Here is a 20294-nt window from a genome sequence, read left to right on the forward strand (position 1 = left end):
CGCCGCACCGGGAAGCCCGCCCTTCTCGGCAGGCGCCCGGTCAGTACGTGTTCACCTCCACGTGCGGAGGCCCGTCGTGCCAGGTGCAGAACACCGAGACCCGGTCCGTGCTTCTGGCGAACTCCACCCGGATCCACGTGTCCGTCTTCCACACCTGCATCGACCAACCGGCCCCCGGAGCCGCCGAGACGAGGGTCGCGTCGGTGGCACCCAGGTCGAAGACGGCCCGGCCGCCGTCGGTGTCGTAGGACTTGATCACGCCAGAGCCAGAGCCAGAGCCAGAGCCGGAGCCAGAGCCAGAGCCAGAGCCGGAGCCGGAGCCCGAGCCGGTGGGGGAAGCGGCCGGGGACGGGCTGGTGGCCCCCGAGGAGGTGCGGGAAGGGGTGCGGGACGTGGCGGAGGCCGACGGGCTCGTCGGCGACGGAGTCCTCGGTGAGGCGGACGGGCCCGCGGCCGACCGCGTCGGCGCCTGCCCGCCCCGCGCGGTCCTGTCCGCCGCCGCGATCGGCAGCGCGCGCGGCGGGTCGTACACCGTGCGCGTCATCACCGTGTGCACACCCCACCACGACAGCGTGACCGCCGCTCCCGTCGAGAGCAGCCACGCCAGTACGTGTACGAGTCCTCTGCGCATCGCGGGTCATACTGCCTCAGGGGCAACGCCGTACGCACATGCCCCGAGTTGTCCACAGGCCCGGGACCGGTGTTCGCCGCATGGCGTACGGTGCGGCGCATGGCAAGTGTGCTCGTGGTCGAGGACGACCAGTTCGTACGCTCGGCGCTCATCCGGCATCTGACCGACGCCTCGCACACGGTGCGCAGCGTCGGTACGGCACTGGAGGCGCTGCGCGAGGTCGCCCACATCCGCTTCGACGTGGTCGTCCTGGACCTCGGACTGCCGGACCTGGACGGCTCCGAGGCCCTGAAGATGCTGCGTGGCATCACCGACGTGCCCGTCATCATCGCCACCGCCCGCGACGACGAGACGGAGATCGTCCGGCTGCTCAACGCCGGGGCGGACGACTACCTGACCAAGCCGTTCTCGGTCGAGCACCTGTCCGCCCGCATCGCGGCGGTCCTGCGCCGGGCCCGCACCCCCGGACCGGGGACCCCGCCGTCCCCCGTGCTCCGCGTGGGCGGTCTGACCGTCGACCCGCTGCGCCGCCAGGCCGAGCTGGACGGGGCCCGCCTCGACCTGACCCGCCGCGAGTTCGACCTGCTCGCCTTCCTCGCCGGCCGCCCCGGTGTCGTCGTCCCGCGCAGGGAACTGCTCGCCGAGGTCTGGCAGCAGTCCTACGGCGACGACCAGACCATCGACGTCCATCTGTCCTGGCTGCGCCGCAAACTGGGGGAGACCGCGGCCCGGCCGCGCTATCTGCACACCCTCAGGGGCGTCGGCGTGAAGCTGGAGCCGCCCGCGCCCGCCGGCGGGGGAGGGGAGCCACCCCGATGAGATGGGCTCTGGTCAAGGTCTGCCTGGCGGTCACCACGATGGTCGTGGTCGCCTTCGCCGTCCCGCTCGGCCTGGTCGTCAAGGAGATGGCCCGCGACCGCGCCTTCGCGGGCGCCGAGCGGGAAGCCGCCGCCGTCGCCCCCGCGCTGTCCATCACGACCGACCGGGACGAGCTGGAGCGGGTGGTGGCCTCCGCCGGCACGGACGCCGGGATGGCCGTCCACCTGCCCGCCGACGGCGGCCGGGCCGCGCTCGACCTCGGCCGGCCCCGCGCCACCCACCGCGACATCGAGGCCGTCCGCCGCCTCGGCCGCGCCTCCACCACCTCCGTCACCGGCGGCTTCACCCTCCTCCAGCCGGTCGCCCTCGGCTCCGGTTCCATCGCGGTGGTCGAGGTGTACGTGCCCGAGTCCGAGGTGAGCAACGGCGTCGGCACCGCCTGGGCGGTCCTGGCCGCCGTCGGACTCGCGCTGACCGTCGGCTCGGTGGCCGTCGCCGACCGGCTCGGCGTGCGCATGGTGCGACCCGCGCGGCGGCTGGTGGAGGGGGCGCGCGAGCTGGGCGAGGGCAAGCTCGGCGCCCGGGTCCCCGAGGACGGCCCGACCGAACTCCGGCTCGCCGCCGTCGCCTTCAACTCCATGGCCGACCAGGTCGTCCAACTCCTCGCCAACGAACGGGAACTGGCCGCCGATCTGTCGCACCGGCTGCGCACCCCGCTCACCGTGCTCCGACTCAACGCGGCCTCGCTGGGCGCCGGACCCGCCGCCGAGCAGACCCGGACCGCCGTCGCCCAGCTGGAGCGGGAGGTCGACACCATCATCCGTACGGCCCGGGAGGCCAAGCCGCAGACCGCCGCGCCCGGATTCGGCGCAGGATGCGACGCGGCCGAAGTGGTCCGCGAACGCATGGAGTTCTGGTCGGCGCTCGCCGAGGACGAGGGCCGCAAGTGGCGGGTGGCCGGGGTGGAGCGCCCGGTGCGCATACCCGTGGCCCGCGCGGACCTGGCCGCATCGCTGGACGCGCTGCTCGGCAACGTGTTCCGGCACACCGCCGAGGGCACCGCCTTCGCGGTCGACGTGCACAACGGCGAGGACGCGGTGATCGTGCTGGATGATCGGCGTCAACGACGTCTCCTCCGAGGTCTTCACGGTCGACGACGCCACCCAGCTCGCGGACTTCGCCAAGTCCAAGGGTCTCGGCGGGCTCTCCATGTGGTCCGCCACCCGCGACAAGCAGTGCGCCGGCGGCCCCAAGCCCTCCGCCGACCCCACCTGCAGCTCCATCCCCCAGACCCCGTTCGCCTTCTCGAAGGCGTTCGGAGTCTTCAACTGAGCCACTCTCGCGAACGGGGAGCGCCCCGGCCGGACTTCCCCCCACCTCCGGCCGGGGCGCGTGGCGTCACCACCCCGCCGCCCCGGCCTCCGCCGGGACTACGCCAGCGGCGGCAGCGCCCCCGACCTGGCCGCTTCGCCGTACCACCGGGCGCTCGACTTCGGTGTTCGCTCCAGCGTGCCGTAGTCCACGTACACCGCGCCGAAGCGCTTGCCGTAGCCGTAGGCCCACTCGAAGTTGTCCATGAGGGACCAGAGGTAGTAGCCGCGCACGTCGGCGCCGTCGGCGATGGCCCGGTGCACCGCCGACAGATGGCCGTGCAGGTAGGCGATGCGCTCGGGGTCGTGGACGCGGCCGTCGGCGTCGGGCTTGTCGTCGAAGGCCGCGCCGTTCTCCGTCACGTACAGCGGCAGGCCCGGTGCCTCGTCCGCGTAGCGCATGAGCAGGTCGTACAGGCCCGACGGATCGATCGACCAGCCCATCTCCGTGCGGTCGCCCGGAGTCTGGTGGAAGAGGACGTCGTCGGCGCCGGGCCAGGGGGAGTGGGAGCTCGCGCCGTGGCCGTCCGCCCGGGGGCCGTCGGCCGCGCCGGACGCGGCCGAGACCAGCGCCGGGGTGTAGTAGTTCAGGCCCAGCGCGTCCAGCGGAGCGTTGATCGTGCGCTCGTCGCCGTCCAGGACGAACGACCAGTCGGTCACCGAGCGCGTCGCCTCGAACAGGGACGTCGGGTACGCCCCGTTCAGCATCGGGCCGTGGAAGATCCCGTTGGCCAGGTCGTCGATCCGGCGGGCCGCCGCCAGGTCCAGGGGGGACTGCGAAAGGGGCCGTACCACCGCTGAGTTGAGGCTGACCGCCACCTGGTTGCGGGACGGCATCGCGGCACGCAGGGCCGAAGTGCCCAGTCCGTGCGCCAGGTTGAGGTGGTGGGCGGCCCGGAGGGCGGTCGCCGGGTCGGTGCGGCCGGGCGCGTGCACCCCGGAGCCGTAGCCCAGGAAGGCGCTGCACCAGGGCTCGTTGAGGGTGATCCAGTGTTCCACGCGGTCGCCGAGGGCCTCGCCGACCAGCTGCGCGTACTCCGCGAAACGCAGCGCCGTGTCGCGCTCCGGCCAGCCGCCCGCGTCCTCCAGTTCCTGCGGCAGGTCCCAGTGGTAGAGGGTGACGGCCGGCTTGATGCCGTGCGCGAGCAGCTCGTCGACGAGGCGGCGGTAGAAGTCCAGGCCCACCTGGACCGCCGGGCCCCGGCCCGTCGGCTGCACCCGCGGCCAGGAGACGGAGAAGCGGTACGCGGTGAGGCCCAGCTCCGCCATCATCGCCACGTCGTCGCGGTAGCGGTGGTAGTGGTCGACCGCGATGTCGCCCGTGTCGCCGCCGGCCGTCCTGCCCGGCGTATGGCTGTACGTGTCCCAGATCGAGGGGGTGCGGCCGTCCTCCCGCACCGCACCCTCGATCTGGTACGCGGAGGTCGCGGAACCCCAGAGGAAGGCCGGGGGAAAGGTCACGGGGGTGACGGAGTCAGTCATGGAAGCGCTCCCAAGGAAGGTCGTAAGGGCCGGGCGGGCTGGACGGGCCGGGCGGGCGAGACGGTCCGGACGGGCCGGGCGGGGGAGACGGTCCGGACGGGCCGGGCGGGCGAGACGGTCCGGACGGGCCGGGCGGGCGAGACGAGCCGGGCGGGCCGGGCGGGCCGGGACAGCGGTGCCCGGCCCCCGGCGGGACGCAGGACGGTCGGACGGTCAGCCCTTGATCGCGCCCTGCATGATCCCGCCCACGATCTGCTTGCCGAACAGCAGGAAGGCGATCAGCAGCGGCAGCGTGCCGAGCAGCGCCCCCGCCATGATCACGGCCTGGTCCGGGACGTAACCGGTGCCGAGCGAGTTCAGGGCCACCTGCACGGTCGGGTTCTGCTGGTTCAGGGCGATGATCGGCCACAGGAAGTCGTTCCAGGCGAACACGAAGGTCAGCAGGCCGAGCACGGCCATCGCGGGCCGGGCCGCCGGGAAGACCACGTGCCACACGATCCGCAGGCTGCTCGCCCCGTCCACCCGGGCCGCCTCGATCAGCTCCGAGGGCAGCGCCTGCACCAGGTACTGCCGCATGAAGAACGTGCCGAAGGCGGTGACCAGACTCGGCAGGACCACCGTCTGCAGCTGGTTGGACCAGCCGAGGTCGGACATCCACAGATACAGCGGTACGACGGCGAGCTGCGGCGGGATCATCATCGTGCCGATGGTCAGCAGCAACAGCAGGCCGGAGAACCGGAACCGCAGCTTGGCGAAGGCGAAGCCGGCCAGCGTGGAGAACAGCACGGTGCTCACCGTGATCGTGCCCGCCACGAGCACCGAGTTGAACATCGCGGTGCCGAGCCCCGCCTGATCCCAGGCCGTCCGCAGGTTCGTGAACAGGTTGCCGCCGAACCACAGCGGCGGCGGGGCCTGGGCGAGCCGCCCGTCGGTGCGCGAGGCCGCGATCGCCGTCCACACCAGCGGGGCCAGCGAGACCAGCGCGAACACGGTCAGCACGACGTACGTCACCGGGCCCGCGTGCAGCTGCCTGCCCGCGCCCATGATCCGGCGGCGCCGGGCCCTGGGCTTCGAGGCCCGCGGAAGGGTCAGTTCACTGGTGGTCATCGGGACTTCCTCAGCCGTCGGGTGAGCAGCAGATTGACCGCGGCCACGATCAGCAGGATCAGGAACATCGACCAGGCGATCGCGGAGGCCTTGCCGAGGTTGCCGATGATCCAGCCCTGGTCGTACATGTACAGACCGAGCGTCTGGTACTGGTGCTCGGAGCCGCCCTTGGACCCGCTGACCCCGCCGAACAGCAGGGGTTCGCCGAAGAGCTGGGTCGCGCCGATGGTGGAGACGACGATCGTGAACAGGATCGTCGGGCGCAGCTGCGGGACCGTCACATGCCGGAACTGCTGCCAGCGGTTCGCGCCGTCGATCGCCGCGGACTCGTACAGGTCCGACGGGATGGCCTGCATCGCGGCCAGATAGATCAGCGCGTTGTAGCCGGTCCACCGCCAGATCACGATGGACGACACGGCGAACTGCGAACCCCAGTCGGACTCACGCCAGTTGACCGGACCCACGCCGAAGAAGTGGAGGATCCAGTTGACCATGCCGCCGTCCCACGAGTACAGCAGCGTGAAGACCAGGGTCGCCGCCGCGACCGAGGTGGCGTACGGGGTGAGCATCACGGCCCGCCACACGGTCGAGCCGCGCAGCCGGTAGTTCAGCAGGTGGGCGAGGCCGAGCGCGGCCAGCAGCTGCGGAACCGTGGAGATCAGTCCGATGGTGAACGTGTTCTCCAGGGCGTTCCAGAAGAAGTCCGAGGACAACAGGTTCTTGTAGTTGTCCAGGCCCGCCCAGGTCTGGGTGTCCAGCGCGGACAGCTGCACGTTGTGCAGCGAGTACCAGGCCGTGTAGAGCAGCGGGACGAGCGTGAACGCCCCGAAGAGGACGAAGAAGGGGGCGACGAACGCGTACGGCGACGCCTTCATGTCCCAGCGGTACAGCCGGCTGCGCCAGGAGTCGGCGCCCGCCGGCGCACCGCGACCGTGAGCGCCCCGGGCCGCGCCCGGCGAGGAGCCGGACGCGGCATCGGCGCTCGACGCGGAGTGCGCGAGAGCCTGCTTGGGGCTGGTCACTGGCCGAGCACGTCCTTGATCTCCTTGGTGGCCGCGTCCCAGCCCTGCGCGGGCGTCTTGCCCTTCTGCTCGACCTGGAGGATGCCGACGTCGGTGATCGCCGTGTTGATCGGCTGGTCCTTGGTGCCGAAGTACTGGACCGGGATGGTCGTCGCCGAGTCGGCGAAGATCTGCGTGATCGGCGCGTTCGAGAAGTAGGCGGTGGTGTCCGTGGCCGGCTTCAGGCCCGCGTACGCCGACGGGGTCGACGGGAAGCTCGCCTGCTTGGCGAAGACCTTGGCCTGCTGTTCGGGCGCGGTCAGCCACTTGGCCAGCTCGATCGCCTCCTTCTGGTGCTTGCTCGCCGTCGGCACGCCGAGGAAGGAGCCGCCCCAGTTGGCCGCGGTCGGCGCCGCCGCCACGTCCCACTTGCCCTTGCCGGAGTCACCGGACTTCTGCTCGATGTAGCCGATCATCCAGGCAGGGCAGGCGACGGTGGCGAAGGTGCCCTTCGCGTAGCCCTGGTCCCAGGTCGGGTCGAACTGCTTGAGCTTCGCCGACATGTCGCTGGTGGCGACGGCCATCGCGGCGTTCCAGGCGTCCTTCACACCCGAGGACTTGTCCCAGATGACGTTGTCGTCCTTGTCGTAGTAGCGCTCCTTGCCTCCGCCGAGGGCCGCGTTGTAGACGGACGCGGCCGAGTCCACGAACTTCGTGCCCGCCGGCGCCTTCTTCATGTACTGCTTGCCGACGTCGACGTACTTGTTCCAGTCGCCCTTCCACTGCTCGGCGAGCTTGGTCCGGTCGGTCGGCAGGCCGGCCTTCTGGAACAGGTCCTTGCGGTAGCAGATCGCCATCGGACCGATGTCGGTGCCGAGCCCGATGAGCTTGCCGTCCTTGGTGGTGGCCTGGGCGTTCTTCCAGCCCAGCCACTGGCTCTTGTCGACGTCCTTGCCGAGGTCGACGAACTTGTCGCCCTGCGTCTGGACGGCCTCGGTGATGTTGCCGACCTCGATCGCCTGGATGTCGTCGGTGCCGGAGCCGGCCTGCAGGCGCGTGAGCACCTTCGGCCAGTACACGTCGGTCCGCGTGGTGACGTTCTCCTTGATGCTGATGTTCTTGTGGAGCTTCATGTACTCGTCGTAGAGGCCGGCCTGCTTGTAGCCGAAGACGCCGAAGGTCCCGACGGTCAGCGTGATCTTGCCCTTGCCGCCGCCGTCGCCGCCGCCCGCCTGGGACGAGCCGCCGTCCGAGTCCTTGGCGCAGCCCGCCAGCAGCCCCGTGGCCATCGCGGCGACGGCCACGAGGGCCCCCAGCCTGCGGGACCGGTGGATGCTCGTACGCATTGAGTCCTCCTGTTGCCTGACGTGCCGACCCCCCGGCCAACTGCATGGTTGGGCCCGTTCGTACTCGCTGCGGCTCGGGCGGGGAACGTGCGGGATATGTAGGTGTCAGGTAGTGTGGGAGCGCTCCCACACGTGATGAGTTGAAGAGTCGTCGGTCCCGGGCGGGGTGTCAAGGGAGCGGACAGGGCCAGCGGGCGCGCGTTACCGGGCCGTTAGCGAACCGCGATCGGCGGTACCGGCCGGCGGCACTGTTACATTCCAGGCCGACCGGATGTGCGGAGAAAGGCGGAGCCCATGGCAGGCCATGGAGTGCGGGGCCGGAGCGCGGGGCGGCCCACGCTCGAGGAGGTCGCCGCCCGTGCCGGGGTCGGCCGCGGCACGGTCTCGCGGGTGATCAACGGCTCGCCCCGGGTCAGCGCCGCGACCCGCGCCGCCGTCGAGGCGGCCGTCGCGGAACTCGGCTACGTCCCCAACACCGCGGCCCGCGCCCTCGCGGCCAACCGCACCGACGCCATCGCCCTCGTCGTCCCCGAGCCGGAGACCCGCTTCTTCGCGGAGCCGTACTTCTCCGACATGCTGCGCGGCGTCGGCGCCGAACTGTCCGACACCGAGATGCAGTTGCTGCTGATCTTCGCGGGCAGCGACCGGGAGCGCCGGCGCCTCGCCCAGTACCTGGCGGCCCACCGCGTCGACGGGGTGCTCCTGGTCTCCGTCCACGCCGACGACCCGCTGCCCGACATGCTGGCCCAGCTGGAGATCCCGGCCGTGATCAGCGGCCCCCGGTCGGCCGGGGAGACCCTCACCTCGGTGGACTCCGACAACTACGGCGGCGCCCGCTCGGCCGTCGAGCACCTGATCGCGGGCGGCCGGCGCCGGATCGCGCACATCACCGGCCGCCTCGACGTCTACGGCGCCCAGCGCCGCGTCGACGGCTACCGCGACGCCCTGCGCGAGGCGGGCCTGGAGGCGGACGAACACCTCGTCGAACCCGGTGACTTCAGCGAGGAGGGCGGCCGGCGCGCGATGACCGCGCTGCTCACGCGGTGCCCCGGCCTGGACGCGGTCTTCGCCGGCTCCGACGTGACGGCGGCGGGCGCCCGTCAGGTGCTGCGCGAGGCGGGCCGCCGAATCCCCGAGGACGTGGCCCTGATCGGCTACGACGACTCGGCCATAGCCCGGCACATGGACCCGCCGCTGACCAGCGTGCGCCAGCCGATCGAGGAGATGGGCCGCGCGATGATCGACCTGCTGCTCACGGAGATCGCCGACCGCCGCCCGGCGGCGAGCCGGGGGCCGGTGCGACGGCATGTGGTGCTGCCCACGGAGCTGGTGGCGCGGGCGTCGTCGTGATGCCGGCGCTGTCGTGATCCGGTGTCGCCGTGATGCCGGTGTCGGTGGAAAACGAATCAGCCGGTGACCCGTCCTTCGACGGAGTCACCGGCTGATCACTCAGGGTGAGTGACGGGACTTGAACCCGCGACATCCTGGACCACAACCAGGTGCTCTGCCAGCTGAGCTACACCCACCACGACCGGCGGTGGAACGTATCGTTTCCCCGACCGGCCGAGAAGAAGTCTACAGGGTCCGAGGGGGTGCTCGCGCACGTGTTTTCGTGCGGCTTTTCGCGCGGTCCTACGGGCGGCCCTGCGGGGTGTGCTCTACAGGCAAGTTCTCCAGGCAAGCTCTACGGGCCGGCTCTACGAGGCGGGCAGGACGTACTTGGCGGCGATCGCCTTCGCGGTGTCGCTGTCCGGGCCCGGCTGCGGCACGAAGACGGCCTCGCGGTAGTAGCGCAGCTCGGCGATCGACTCGCGGATGTCGGCGAGGGCCCGGTGGTTGCCGTTCTTCTCCGGGCTGTTGAAGTAGGCGCGCGGGTACCAGCGGCGGGCCAGCTCCTTGATCGAGGACACGTCGACGATCCGGTAGTGGAGGTAGTCCTCCAGGGTCGGCATGTCCCGCAGCAGGAAACCGCGGTCGGTGCCGACGGAGTTGCCGCACAGCGGGGCCTTGCCGGGCTCCTTCACGTGCTCGCGGACGTAGGCGAGGACCTGCTCCTCGGCGGCGGCGAGCGTGGTGCCGCCGGCCAGCTCGTCCAGCAGCCCGGACGCGGTGTGCATCTGACGCACCACCTCGGGCATCGTCTCCAGCGCGGAGTCCGGTGGACGGATGACGATGTCCACCCCCTCGCCGAGTACGTTCAGCTCGGAGTCGGTGACGAGGGCGGCAACCTCGATGAGAGCGTCGTCGGACAGCGAGAGGCCGGTCATCTCGCAGTCGATCCACACCATGCGATCGTTCATGCGACCTACCCTAAAGCGGCCCGGAGTTTTTCGGTCCCCCCGTGCCGCCCGGTCGCCCGGTCGCGCGGTTCCCCGCGCCCCTGGCGGGGGCGCGGGGAGATGTCGCTCAGGTGCCGTGCCGCGGTCCAGGGAGCAGGCTGACCGCGCCGGCGGCCTGGCGGCGGCTCAGCTGCATCGGCACGCCGCCCTCCCGGTCCGGGTGCGCCATGGCGGCCGACACCGGTCCCACCGGTCCGTGGCCGGACAGGGCGGCGGACGGTGTTCCCGCCTGGCCGTGCTGGGAGAGCGCGGCCTCCTGCTCACCCGGTCTGTCGGCCCCCGGCCGGCGGGCGCGGTACGCGGCCCGGTAGGCGGCGGGGGACGAGCCGAGCTGGCGGCGGAAGTGCCCGCGCAGCGCGACCGGCGAACGGAAGCCGCAGCGGCCCGCGACCTCGTCCACGGAGTAGTCCGAGGTCTCCAGCAGCCGCTGCGCCTGCAGCACCCGCTGGGTGATCAGCCACTGCAGCGGCGCGCTGCCGGTGAGCGAGCGGAAGCGGCGGTCGAAGGTACGGCGGCTCATGTAGGCGCGTGCCGCCAGGGTCTCCACGTCGAACTGCTCGTGGAGGTGTTCCAGCGCCCAGGCGACGACCTCGGCGAGCGGGTCGGCGCCGATCTCCTCGGGTAAAGACCGGTCGAGGTAGCGCTCCTGGCCGCCGCTGCGGCGCGGCGGGACCACCAGGCGGCGGGCCAGCGCGCCGGCCGCCTCGTTGCCGTGGTCCGTGCGCACGATGTGCAGACACAGGTCGATCCCCGCGGCCGTTCCGGCCGAGGTCAGTACGTCACCGTCGTCGACGAACAGTTCGCGCGGATCCACGTGGACCGACGGATAGCGCTTGGCCAGCGTCGGCGCGTACATCCAGTGCGTGGTCGCCGGGCGGCCGTCCAGCAGGCCCGCCGCCGCGAGCACGAAGGCCCCGGTGCACAGCCCGACGATGCGGGCGCCTTCCTCGTGCGCTCTGCGCAGCGCGTCGAGCGCTTCCTCCGGTGGCGGCGAGGTGATCGAGCGCCAGGCCGGCACGACGACCGTGCCCGCGCGGGAGATCGCCTCCAGGCCGTGTGGCGCGGTGAGTTCCAGGCCTCCGGTGGTCCGCAGCGGGCCCTCCTCGCCGGCGCACACCAGCAGTCGGTAGCGCGGTACCCCGGCGTCCTGGCGGTCGATGCCGAACACGGACAGCGGTATGGAACTCTCGAAGATGGGGCCGCCGCTGAACAGCAGCACCGCGACGATCTCCTTGCGGCGTCGCCCGGCGAGTTTCCGGGCCGCGGTCTCCGGCGCGGCAGTGGAGTCGTGGCTCATCCTGCTAAGCCCCCCTCGGTGGTCGCGGCTCCTCGGTTGTGTCGCTCCTGCACGTTTCCCCTCGGTCCTGCACGAGTCCCCCGCCATGAAGAAAATCAAGATCGAATCTACTGGCTTGCGCGGTCTGCCGGTGGCCAGTTCCGCACGCCGTGGATTGTCGACATGACAACTTGGCGTGAAGCATTCGATCACGAAGGGTTGCACTCACGGGCCGTGCGCGGAAGTGCGCCTTGTGGCGGTGGCCGAACAGCGTAGGGTGCGTGGGGTCTTCCAGACCCTGTTCGTGCAGGTGGAACGGGGGTTGGGGGGTGCTCGCCACCCCTCCGTGGCGATATCGAGAAGTTGGCTGAAAAGAACCGTTCGAGGGTACGGAAACCGGTCAGTCGACCGGTGTCCATCCCTGGGTGTGATGTCCACCTCTTTGCGCGGCGCAACGTTCCGAACGCCGCAGCAGGAAGCGGCAGGCGCCGGTGACGGCGGCGAGGGAGAGTGCGGTGCCGGCTGCTCCGGCCGGCGAGGTGCCGTACCAGAGGAGGACCACGGGGACGAGGGCGCAGCTGAACGCCGCCCAGCGGATCACGTCACTCGTGGTGTCCGGGGCGGGCTGCGGTTCGGAGGCGGAACGGGGTCCGGGCATCACGTGCTCCCTGGGGCGGCGGTCGTCGTGATCAACGCCTGGCGGACCGGTCGGTCACTGGCCGTGGCGTGGCGGATCGCGCAAACCGCCTGTACGGGGCAGCAACCATTGCGTTACGGGCGCCGCTCGTGCATGCTCCGGGGAACCCCCGGGGACACCCCTGGGTGCCGATCACGGAGAGTGCGCGAGATCTGGGCGCAAGGAGGCGTGCAGCCGTACCCTTGGGGGTATGGGGTTGGGAAGACGTTTCCCGGACACACGCCTTCGTCGCACGACATCACCCCCCTCCCATAAAGGATCACGACGCCGAGACAGCCATGGCCGGTCACGAATTCTTCGAACCCGCGGACCGCAAGCGGCCGGTCGCCGAACCGACGGCGGCAGAGCCCCTGGCGGCGGAAGAGACACGCTCCTCCTGCGATCCGGCCTTCCGGCACGGGGTGGTGGTCGGCTTCGACGGCTCCACCTCCAGTGAGCGCGCCCTCGCCTACGCGATCGGCGTGGCCAACCGCTCCGGCTCCGGTCTGATCATCGTCCATGTGGCCAACCGGCTGCCCACCACCGTGTGGGCCGGCTGCGAGCCGCCCGTCTTCGTCGACGTGCCGGACCACCGCACCGAGGTGCTCGGCCTCGAACTGGCCTGTGCGGACTACCTCTCCGAGGTGCCGTGGATCCTCGTCGAGCGCGGCGGTGACATCTGCCACGAACTCGAGGAGGTCGGCCGGGAGTACGAGGCCGACGCGATCGTGGTCGGCTCGACGCACGGGATCGTCGGCCGGATCTTCGGCTCCGTGGCCGGACGGCTCGCCAAGCGGGCCAAGCGGCCCGTGATCGTCATCCCCTGAGGTCACCGGCGGCCCGGAGCGTCTCCACTCCGCGTCAACTTCCTTTGTGCAGACCGAAACTACTCGCGCGTCAGAGGTGTTTGTGCCCTTGTGAAGGGCATATATCGGTCACCGCGCAACTGAACAGCATGAAGGGAGCCCGCCGTGGACAGTGACGTCTCTGCGGGAAGCGGAACCACCACCGTCGTAGGCCGACTCGCCCTGGGAATCACCCTGTTGGCGTTCGGACTCGGTACGACCGGTGTGATCGACGGTGTGGCGTCGTCCGACGCCATGTCAGTGGCCCACTACGTGGGCGGAGTTGCTCTGTTCCTGATCGGCCTGCTGGCCTTCCGAGGCGGCGACACCGCCTCCGGCACGGGCTTCACGGTCCTCGGCGCCCTGTGGTTCACCTGGGCCGTCGCGGACCACGGATCGGCCCACGCGGCCGGTCTCTTCCTGCTGCTGTTCGCCCTCGTGGCCCTGACGTTGACCCTCGCGGGCGGTGACAGCCTCGGTCAGCTCATGTACGGGCTGCTCTTCCTCGCGATGCTGGTGCTCGCCGTCGCGAGCTTCGCCGACAGTTCGTCCCTCGCGAAGGTCGGCGGCTGGGTCGCCGCGGCATCCGGTGCGGTGGCGTGGTACGCGGCGACGGCCGCGGTGGCGCACTGGCCGACGGCGATGCCCCGGCGTGCTGCGGGCCGGGGGGTGACGGCCGCCGGCTGAGTTCAGCAGCACAGGGCGGATCCCCGCGTGTCAGGTGGCACACGTGGGGATCCGCTCTGTTGTTCTGCCTGTGCGGGTGCGTGGGGGTTGCTCGCGCCCACGCGGCGGAGCCGCAAATCGATACAGCCCCGCGCCCCTCAGAGGCGCTGACGCGCCCCTTTCGGGGCGCTGTCCCGCCGGTGTCTGAAGCTTTCGGGTGCCTATTCCACCGTCACGGACTTGGCCAGGTTTCGCGGCTTGTCGATGTCGCGGCCCAGGGATTTGGCCGTGTGGTAGGCGAGGAGCTGGAGGGGGATGCCCATCAGGATGGGGTCCAGTTCGTCCTCGTTCTTGGGGACGACGATCGTCTGGTCGGCCTTCTCCTGGTGCTGGTGGGCCACGGCGAGGATCTTGCCGCTGCGGGCCTTGATCTCCTCCAGGGCGGCGCGGTTCTTCTCCAGGAGGTCGTCGTCGGGGACGATCGCGACCGTGGGGAGGGCGGGCTCGATCAGGGCCAGCGGGCCGTGCTTCAGCTCGGAGGCAGGGTAGGCCTCGGCGTGGATGTAGGAGACCTCCTTGAGCTTCAGGGAGGCCTCGCGGGCGACCGGGTAGCCCCGGACGCGGCCGATGAAGAGCATCGAGCGGGCGGCGGCGTACTCCTCGGCGAGTTCCTTGACCTCGTCCTCCTGCTTGAGGATCTCGGAGATCTGCTCGGGCAGCTTGCGCAGGCCCTCGATGATCCGCTTGCCGTCGCGGACCGAGAGGTCGCGGGTGCGGCCGAGGTGCAGGGCGAGCAGCGCGAAGGCCACCGTGGTGTTGGTGAAGCACTTGGTGGAGACGACGCAGACCTCGGGGCCAGCGTGCACGTAGATGCCGCCGTCCGCCTCGCGGGCGATCGCCGAGCCGACCACGTTGACGACGCCGAGGACGCGGGCGCCCTTGCGCTTCAGCTCCTGGACGGCGGCGAGGACGTCGTACGTCTCACCGGACTGGGAGACCGCGACGTACAGGGTGTCGGGGTCGACGACCGCGTTGCGGTAGCGGAACTCGGAGGCGGGCTCGGCGTCGGCGGGGATGCGGGCCAGCTCCTCGATCATCTGGGCGCCGATCATGCCCGCGTGGTACGAGGTGCCGCAGCCGAGGATCTTCACGCGGCGGATCTTGCGCGCCTCGCGGGCGTCCAGGTTCAGGCCGCCGAGGTGCACGGTGGAGAAGCGGTCGTCGATGCGGCCGCGCAGCACGCGGTCCACGGCGTCGGCCTGCTCGAAGATCTCCTTGTGCATGTAGGTGTCGTGGCCGCCCATGTCGTACGAGGCGGCCTCCCACTCCACGGTGGTGGGCTCGGCGGTCGTGCGCGTGCCCTCGGTGGTGTAGGTGCGGAAGTCGTCGGCCTTGAGGGTGGCCATCTCGCCGTCGTCCAGCGTGACTATCTGCCGGGTGTGGGCGACCAGCGCGGCGATGTCCGAGGCGACGAACATCTCCTTCTCGCCGATGCCGAGCACGACCGGGGAGCCGTTGCGGGCCGCCACGATGCGGTCGGGGAAGTCGGCGTGCATGACGGCGATGCCGTACGTGCCCTCGACCAGGCGCAGGGTCTCGCGGACCCGGTCCTCCAGCTTCTCGGCCTCCGAGCGGGCGATCAGGTGGACGAGGACCTCGGTGTCGGTCTCGGAGAGGAACTCGACGCCGTCCGCCTCCAGCTTGCGGCGCAGTTCGGAGGCGTTGTCGATGATGCCGTTGTGCACGACGGCGACCTTCTGGTCGGCCGACATGTGCGGGTGGGCGTTCACGTCGGACGGGGCGCCGTGGGTGGCCCAGCGGGTGTGGGCGATGCCGGTCGTGCCCTTGAAGCGCGCCGGGACCTTCGCCTCCAGGTCGCGCACCCGGCCCTTGGCCTTGACCATCTTCAGGCCTGCCGACTTCGGGGAGGAGACGACGATGCCCGCGGAGTCGTAGCCGCGGTACTCCAGCCGCTGCAGGCCTTCCAGCAGCAGCGGGGCCACGTCACGCTTCCCGATGTATCCGACAATTCCGCACATATGCAGGTATCTCTCAGCCTGGCGTCTCAGCCGTAGACCATGCGGCGCAGCTGCCTGAGCGTCAGCTCCGGCGGCGCCACCGCCCGGTATTTCAGGTCCGCCTCGATCCGTTCGAAGATCTCCGTGTTCTGCAGGCCCTGGGTCTGCAGCTCGCGGTGGCGGCGACGGACGAAGTCCTGGGTCGTCTCGTCGAAGTAGGCGAGCACGTCCTGGACCACCCGCAGGGCCTCGCCCCGGTTCAGGGGCGTGGACCGCGTCAGGTGATCGACAAGTTCCTCGTGCACCCGGTAGATCCTGAGGTACCGGCGCGAGTTTCGCAAGAATCGTGCCCGATTCCGGGCAGATCCCGGGGAAACGTCTTGTGGGCCGCTGTTCGCGGAACGGTCATCCCGTGTCCCGCGCCGCGTTGCCCGAACAGGCGAGTTTCAGGCGTCATGGACATTCCTCGTATGGGAGTACCCGACAGGCTGGCCGAGCGCATGAGCATGGCCGAGCAGCACGAGTACCTGCGCGCCAGGTTCTCGCGGCGCAACATGATCAGGGGCGGCGCCGTCACGCTGGGCGCCGTCGCGGGCGGCGCGTTCGTGCCGGGCGCCACCGCCCAGGCCGCCGTCCCGACCCCGCGCACCGTCGGGGCGGCCGAGAAGGTCGACGGCGCCCTCGTCGCGCCCTTCGGCCGGCACCTCGCCTACGGCAGTGACCCGCGCACCGAGATGACCGTCTCCTGGCAGGTCCCGGTCGCGGTGAACAAGCCCTTCATCCGGATCGGCGCGCACCCCTGGGACCTCTCGCGCAGGATCGAGGCCGAGGTCCGCACCCTGTACACGCCGGCCGGCGTCGGCGCGAGCGGCGACCACACGCAGTACTACCTGCACGTCCGCCTCACCCACCTGCGGCCCGGCAGGACGTACTACTACGGCGTCGGCCACCAGGGCTTCGACCCGGCCCGGCCGCACCTCGCCGGCACCGTGGGCACCTTCACCACCGCCCCCGCGAGCAAGGCGCCGTTCACCTTCACGGCCTTCGGCGACCAGGGCGTCAGCTACCACGCCCTGGCCAACGACAGCCTGATCCTCGGCCAGAACCCGTCCTTCCACCTGCACGCCGGTGACATCGCCTACGGCGACCCGGCCGGCCAGGGCAAGGCCTCGGACACCGGCTTCGACTCGCGCACCTGGGACCAGTTCCTCTACCAGACCGAGTCCGTCGCCAAGCAGGTCCCGTGGATGGTCTCGTACGGCAACCACGACATGGAGGCCTGGTACTCGCCCAACGGCTACGGCGGCGAAGAGGCCCGCTGGACCCTCCCGGACAACGGCCCGGACCCGAAGCACCTGCCGGGCGTCTACTCCTTCGTCCACGGCAACACCGCGATCATCTCGCTCGACCCCAACGACATCTCCTTCGAGATCCCGGCGAACCTGGGTATCTCGGGCGGGACGCAGACCACGTGGTTCGAGGGCCAGCTGAAGAAGTTCCGCGCCTCGAAGGACATCGACTTCATCGTCGTGTTCTTCCACCACTGCGCGTACTGCACCTCCACCGCGCACGCCTCGGAGGGGGGCGTGCGCCAGGAGTGGGTGCCGCTGTTCGACAAGTACACGGTGGACCTGGTCATCAACGGCCACAACCACCAGTACGAGCGCACGGACGTCATCAAGGGCAACGAGGTCACCAAGAAGCTGCCGATCGGCGGCACGGCCTACCCCGAGACCGAGGGCGTGGTGTACGTCACCGCGGGCGCGGCGGGCCGCAGCCTCTACGCCTTCAGCGCGCCGGACTCCTACGAGGGCCACGAGAACGAGGTCGACTCCGTGTCCTCGTTCATCTGCCTCAAGGACGGCGCCCGGCAGAACGAGACCGTCGCCTGGTCGCGGGTGCGCTACCTCAACTACTCCTTCCTGCGCGTGGACGTCACCCCCGCGCCGCGGGGCCGTCAGACGACCCTGAAGGTGTCGGGCATCGCCGAGACCGGTGACCGCATCGACCACTTCACGGTGTCCCGCACGGCGAAGTGAGCATGAGCGCGGCGGTCCTCACATCCGGCTGAGGACCGCCCGCCACATCGGGCCGATGGCCGCCCGCTACGCCCGCTGAGGACCGCCCGCTACATCCGGCCCAGGACCGCCCGCTTGGCCACGGTGAACTCCTCTTCGGCCAGCACCCCCGAGCGGTGCGGCTCGCCCAGTTCCCGCGGACGCCGCAGCAGGGTGTCGTGGTCGTCCTCGACGGCGGGAGCCTCCGCGGGTGCCTCCGCGGGGGCGGGACCTCCGGCCGGGGCGAGGGCTCCGGCGGGAGCCGCCGACGGGTGCGGCAGCCGTACCTGCACGGCCGCCGCGACCAGCGCCATCAGCGGGTCCTTCCGGAAGCCCCACAGCTCGACGGCGTTCGGGTCGAACGTGGGCGGCGCGGTGACGGGCGCGCCGCGCACGCGGAAGCGCAGGTACCCGTTCTCCAGCCCGGCCGCCGGCTGCCACCGCACGGCGGTGATCTCGGCCAGGGGAATCGACCGGGGCCCGGTGGCGGCCTTGGCGTCCTCCGTCCTCCAGTTCCACTCCAGCCGCACCCGCTCCCCGTCGAAGGCCGCCGTGCCGTCCCCGGCCGCCGCGGACACCGGCAGGCCCGGCCCCGGCAGCAGATACCCGGTGACCGGCCCCGCGGGAACACCCTCCAGCAGCAGGGCGGCCCGGACCTCCTCCGCGACGTACTCGGCCACGCCGTACCGGTCGCTGTCCACGGTCAGCCGGCAGGGGTCGTCCGACTCGGCGAGCCGCCCGGCGGTGGCCCCCGCCAGAGGGTCGGCGCCGTCGCGCAGCCGCAGCCGCAACCGGCCCGACCTCCTGCCCTGTTCGAAGGAGACACCCGCCAACGCGCTCAGCGGGACCTCCAGTTCACCCAGGGCGCGGCGCATCGGGCTGACGTTCCTGTCGCGTCCCGGAGTCAGGCGCAGGCAGTCCCCGTCGAAGGCCCAGGTGCCGTCCTTCTGGATGATTTCCGCCATGCGGGGATTGTTTCACCGCGACTGAGGGAGAGTGGTCTTGACCAATCCCGCAGTCCTGAAGGGAGCGCATGTGAGACGGCACCGCGGCACGACTCCCCGACTGACCCGAATACTCGGCTCGTTCCTGCTGGTCGCGGCGGCCGGAGCGGCCACGCTGGCCGCAGGCCCCGCATCCCGGGCGACCCCGCCGACGCCACCGACGCCGCTGGACCGTGTGGTCCCGGCGCCCGCCTCGGTCACGCCCGGCGGATCCCCGTACCGCATCACCCGTTCGACCCGGCTCGGCGTCGACGGCCCGGACGCCGCACGGCGGATCGGCGAGTACCTCGCAGGCGTCCTGCGGCCCTCCACCGGCTACCCCCTGCCCCTGACCGAACAGGGCACGGGCGGCATCCGGCTCCGGCTGGCCGAGGGCGCGTACGGCGCCGAGGGCTACCGCCTGCACAGCGGGCCCGACGGCGTCACCGTCACCGCGAGCGCCCCCGCCGGCCTCTTCCACGGCGTGCAGACCCTGCGCCAACTGCTCCCCGCGGCCGTCGAGAAGAAGACCGTGCAGGCCGGCCCCTGGCAGATCGCGGGCGGCACCATCGAGGACCGCCCCCGCTACGGCTACCGCGGCGCCATGCTCGACGTCGCCCGGCACTTCTTCACCGTCGCCCAGGTCAAGCGCTACATCGACCAGCTGGCCCTGTACAAGATCAACACCCTGCATCTGCACCTCAGCGACGACCAGGGCTGGCGCATCGCCGTCGACTCCTGGCCGCGCCTGGCGGCCTACGGCGGCTCCACCGAGGTCGGCGGCGGCGCGGGCGGCCACTACACCAAGGCCGACTACCGCGAGATCGTCCGCTACGCCGCCTCCCGCTACCTCGAGGTCGTCCCCGAGATCGACATGCCGGGCCACACCAACGCGGCCCTCGCCTCCTACGCCCGGCTCAACTGCGACGGCGAGGCACCCCCGCTGTACACCGGCACGGACGTCGGCTTCAGCTCGCTGTGCGTGTCCCAGCAGGTCACCTACGACTTCGTGGACGACGTGATCCGCGAACTGGCCGCCCTCACCCCCGGCCGCTACCTCCACATAGGCGGCGACGAGGCGCACTCCACCACGCACGCCGACTACGTGACCTTCATGAACCGCGTCCAGCCGATCGTCGCCGCGTACGGCAAGACGGTCATCGGCTGGCACCAGCTGACCGGCGCCACCCCCGCAAAGGGCGCCCTCGCCCAGTACTGGGGCCTGGACGGCACCGGCGCCGACGAGAAGGCCCAGGTCGCCAGGGCCGCCCGGAACGGCACCGGGCTGATCCTCTCCCCGGCCGACCGTGTCTACCTGGACATGAAGTACACCAAGGACACCCCGCTCGGCCTGGACTGGGCAGGCCTGGTGGAGGTGCGGCGGTCCTACGACTGGGACCCGGCCGCCTACCTCCCCGGCGCCCCCGCCTCCGCCGTCAAGGGAGTCGAGGCCCCCCTGTGGTCCGAGACCCTCACCAGCCCCGCCGACATCGAGTACATGGCCTTCCCCCGCCTCCCCGGCGCCGCCGAACTCGGCTGGTCCCCGCAGTCCACCCACGACTGGAACGCCTACAGAATCCGCCTCGCCGCCCAGGGCCCCCGCTGGGACGCCCTCGGCATCCGCTATCACCGGTCCCCCCAGGTGCCCTGGCCCGCGAACTGAGCGCAGGACGACGGG

The 20294-nt window shown here is 71.2% G+C and carries 17 protein-coding genes, 1 tRNA gene and 1 pseudogene; 7 read left to right on the plus strand and 12 right to left on the minus strand.

The annotated features are described in order from the left end of the window. Positions 1–40: 40 nt before the first annotated feature. Positions 41–631, minus strand: a complete 591-nt coding sequence (locus tag ACGFYV_RS16680) for a hypothetical protein (protein ID WP_393879096.1) — start codon at positions 629–631, stop codon at positions 41–43. Positions 632–730: 99 nt separating this feature from the next. Between ACGFYV_RS16680 and ACGFYV_RS16685 the strand changes: the two genes are divergently transcribed. Together ACGFYV_RS16685 and ACGFYV_RS16690 are read left to right on the plus strand one after the other, a co-directional pair. Continuing rightward, the gene (locus ACGFYV_RS16685; RefSeq protein ID WP_393879097.1) at positions 731–1450 is read left to right on the plus strand and encodes a response regulator transcription factor; all 720 of its coding nucleotides are present in this window, start codon (positions 731–733) and stop codon (positions 1448–1450) included. Next, positions 1447–2776: pseudogene (locus ACGFYV_RS16690) on the plus strand (sensor histidine kinase); the annotation flags it as partial. The gene ACGFYV_RS16685 and the pseudogene ACGFYV_RS16690, both read left to right, overlap by 4 nt. A gap of 104 nt (positions 2777–2880) precedes the next feature. Here ACGFYV_RS16690 and ACGFYV_RS16695 read toward each other — a convergent pair. The 4 genes from ACGFYV_RS16695 to ACGFYV_RS16710 form a co-directional block, all read right to left on the minus strand. Next, positions 2881–4302, minus strand: coding sequence for a GH1 family beta-glucosidase (locus tag ACGFYV_RS16695; RefSeq protein WP_393879098.1), 1422 nt, complete (start codon positions 4300–4302; stop codon positions 2881–2883). A 213-nt stretch (positions 4303–4515) separates the two neighbouring features. After that, positions 4516–5409, minus strand: a complete 894-nt coding sequence (locus ACGFYV_RS16700; protein WP_393879099.1) for a carbohydrate ABC transporter permease — start codon at positions 5407–5409, stop codon at positions 4516–4518. Continuing rightward, positions 5406–6431: a carbohydrate ABC transporter permease gene (locus tag ACGFYV_RS16705; protein WP_393879100.1), complete on the minus strand. Its 1026-nt coding sequence runs from the start codon at positions 6429–6431 to the stop codon at positions 5406–5408. Before ACGFYV_RS16705 ends, ACGFYV_RS16700 begins: the two co-directional genes overlap by 4 nt. Continuing rightward, on the minus strand, positions 6428–7756 hold the full coding sequence (locus ACGFYV_RS16710) for an ABC transporter substrate-binding protein (RefSeq protein WP_393879101.1): 1329 nt from the start codon (positions 7754–7756) through the stop codon (positions 6428–6430). Before ACGFYV_RS16710 ends, ACGFYV_RS16705 begins: the two co-directional genes overlap by 4 nt. A gap of 294 nt (positions 7757–8050) precedes the next feature. Between ACGFYV_RS16710 and ACGFYV_RS16715 the strand changes: the two genes are divergently transcribed. Continuing rightward, positions 8051–9106, plus strand: a complete 1056-nt coding sequence (locus ACGFYV_RS16715; RefSeq protein WP_393879102.1) for a LacI family DNA-binding transcriptional regulator — start codon at positions 8051–8053, stop codon at positions 9104–9106. A gap of 103 nt (positions 9107–9209) precedes the next feature. Here the strand turns inward: ACGFYV_RS16715 and ACGFYV_RS16720 are convergent. The 4 genes from ACGFYV_RS16720 to ACGFYV_RS16735 form a co-directional block, all read right to left on the minus strand. Further along, positions 9210–9282: transfer RNA gene (locus tag ACGFYV_RS16720), tRNA-His, on the minus strand. A gap of 171 nt (positions 9283–9453) precedes the next feature. Next, entirely contained in the window at positions 9454–10056 is a 603-nt protein-coding gene (orn, locus tag ACGFYV_RS16725; RefSeq protein WP_393879103.1) for an oligoribonuclease, read from the minus strand. Positions 10057–10162: 106 nt separating this feature from the next. Continuing rightward, positions 10163–11392 (minus strand): helix-turn-helix domain-containing protein, encoded by a 1230-nt coding sequence (locus tag ACGFYV_RS16730; protein ID WP_393879104.1) that lies wholly within the window; start codon positions 11390–11392, stop codon positions 10163–10165. Positions 11393–11771: 379 nt separating this feature from the next. Continuing rightward, positions 11772–12029 carry a hypothetical protein gene (locus ACGFYV_RS16735; RefSeq protein WP_393879105.1) on the minus strand — a complete coding sequence of 86 codons (258 nt, stop codon included), beginning with the start codon at positions 12027–12029 and terminating at the stop codon, positions 11772–11774. A gap of 317 nt (positions 12030–12346) precedes the next feature. Between ACGFYV_RS16735 and ACGFYV_RS16740 the strand changes: the two genes are divergently transcribed. Beyond that, positions 12347–12874 carry a universal stress protein gene (locus tag ACGFYV_RS16740; RefSeq protein ID WP_393879106.1) on the plus strand — a complete coding sequence of 176 codons (528 nt, stop codon included), beginning with the start codon at positions 12347–12349 and terminating at the stop codon, positions 12872–12874. A 144-nt stretch (positions 12875–13018) separates the two neighbouring features. Beyond that, positions 13019–13579 (plus strand): GPR1/FUN34/YaaH family transporter, encoded by a 561-nt coding sequence (locus tag ACGFYV_RS16745; protein WP_393879107.1) that lies wholly within the window; start codon positions 13019–13021, stop codon positions 13577–13579. Between the two features lie 200 nt (positions 13580–13779). On the opposite strand, the gene glmS is transcribed toward ACGFYV_RS16745, so the two are convergent. Further along, entirely contained in the window at positions 13780–15597 is a 1818-nt protein-coding gene (gene glmS / locus ACGFYV_RS16750) for a glutamine--fructose-6-phosphate transaminase (isomerizing) (protein WP_393879108.1), read from the minus strand. 26 nt (positions 15598–15623) lie between these two features. After that, positions 15624–15881 carry a hypothetical protein gene (locus ACGFYV_RS16755; protein WP_393879109.1) on the minus strand — a complete coding sequence of 86 codons (258 nt, stop codon included), beginning with the start codon at positions 15879–15881 and terminating at the stop codon, positions 15624–15626. A 165-nt stretch (positions 15882–16046) separates the two neighbouring features. Here ACGFYV_RS16755 and ACGFYV_RS16760 point away from each other — a divergent pair, with 165 nt between their 5' ends. After that, complete coding sequence (locus ACGFYV_RS16760; RefSeq protein WP_393879110.1) at positions 16047–17615, plus strand: fibronectin type III domain-containing protein; 1569 nt, start codon at positions 16047–16049, stop codon at positions 17613–17615. A gap of 89 nt (positions 17616–17704) precedes the next feature. On the opposite strand, the gene ACGFYV_RS16765 is transcribed toward ACGFYV_RS16760, so the two are convergent. After that, positions 17705–18598 carry a DUF4429 domain-containing protein gene (locus ACGFYV_RS16765; protein ID WP_393879111.1) on the minus strand — a complete coding sequence of 298 codons (894 nt, stop codon included), beginning with the start codon at positions 18596–18598 and terminating at the stop codon, positions 17705–17707. A gap of 70 nt (positions 18599–18668) precedes the next feature. On the opposite strand from ACGFYV_RS16765, the gene ACGFYV_RS16770 reads away from it, so the two are divergent. Further along, the gene (locus ACGFYV_RS16770) at positions 18669–20279 is read left to right on the plus strand and encodes a beta-N-acetylhexosaminidase (protein ID WP_393879228.1); all 1611 of its coding nucleotides are present in this window, start codon (positions 18669–18671) and stop codon (positions 20277–20279) included. Positions 20280–20294: the final 15 nt, after the last annotated feature.

It is taken from the genome of Streptomyces sp. NPDC048297 (assembly GCF_043201585.1).
Classification (GTDB): Bacteria; Actinomycetota; Actinomycetes; order Streptomycetales; family Streptomycetaceae; genus Streptomyces.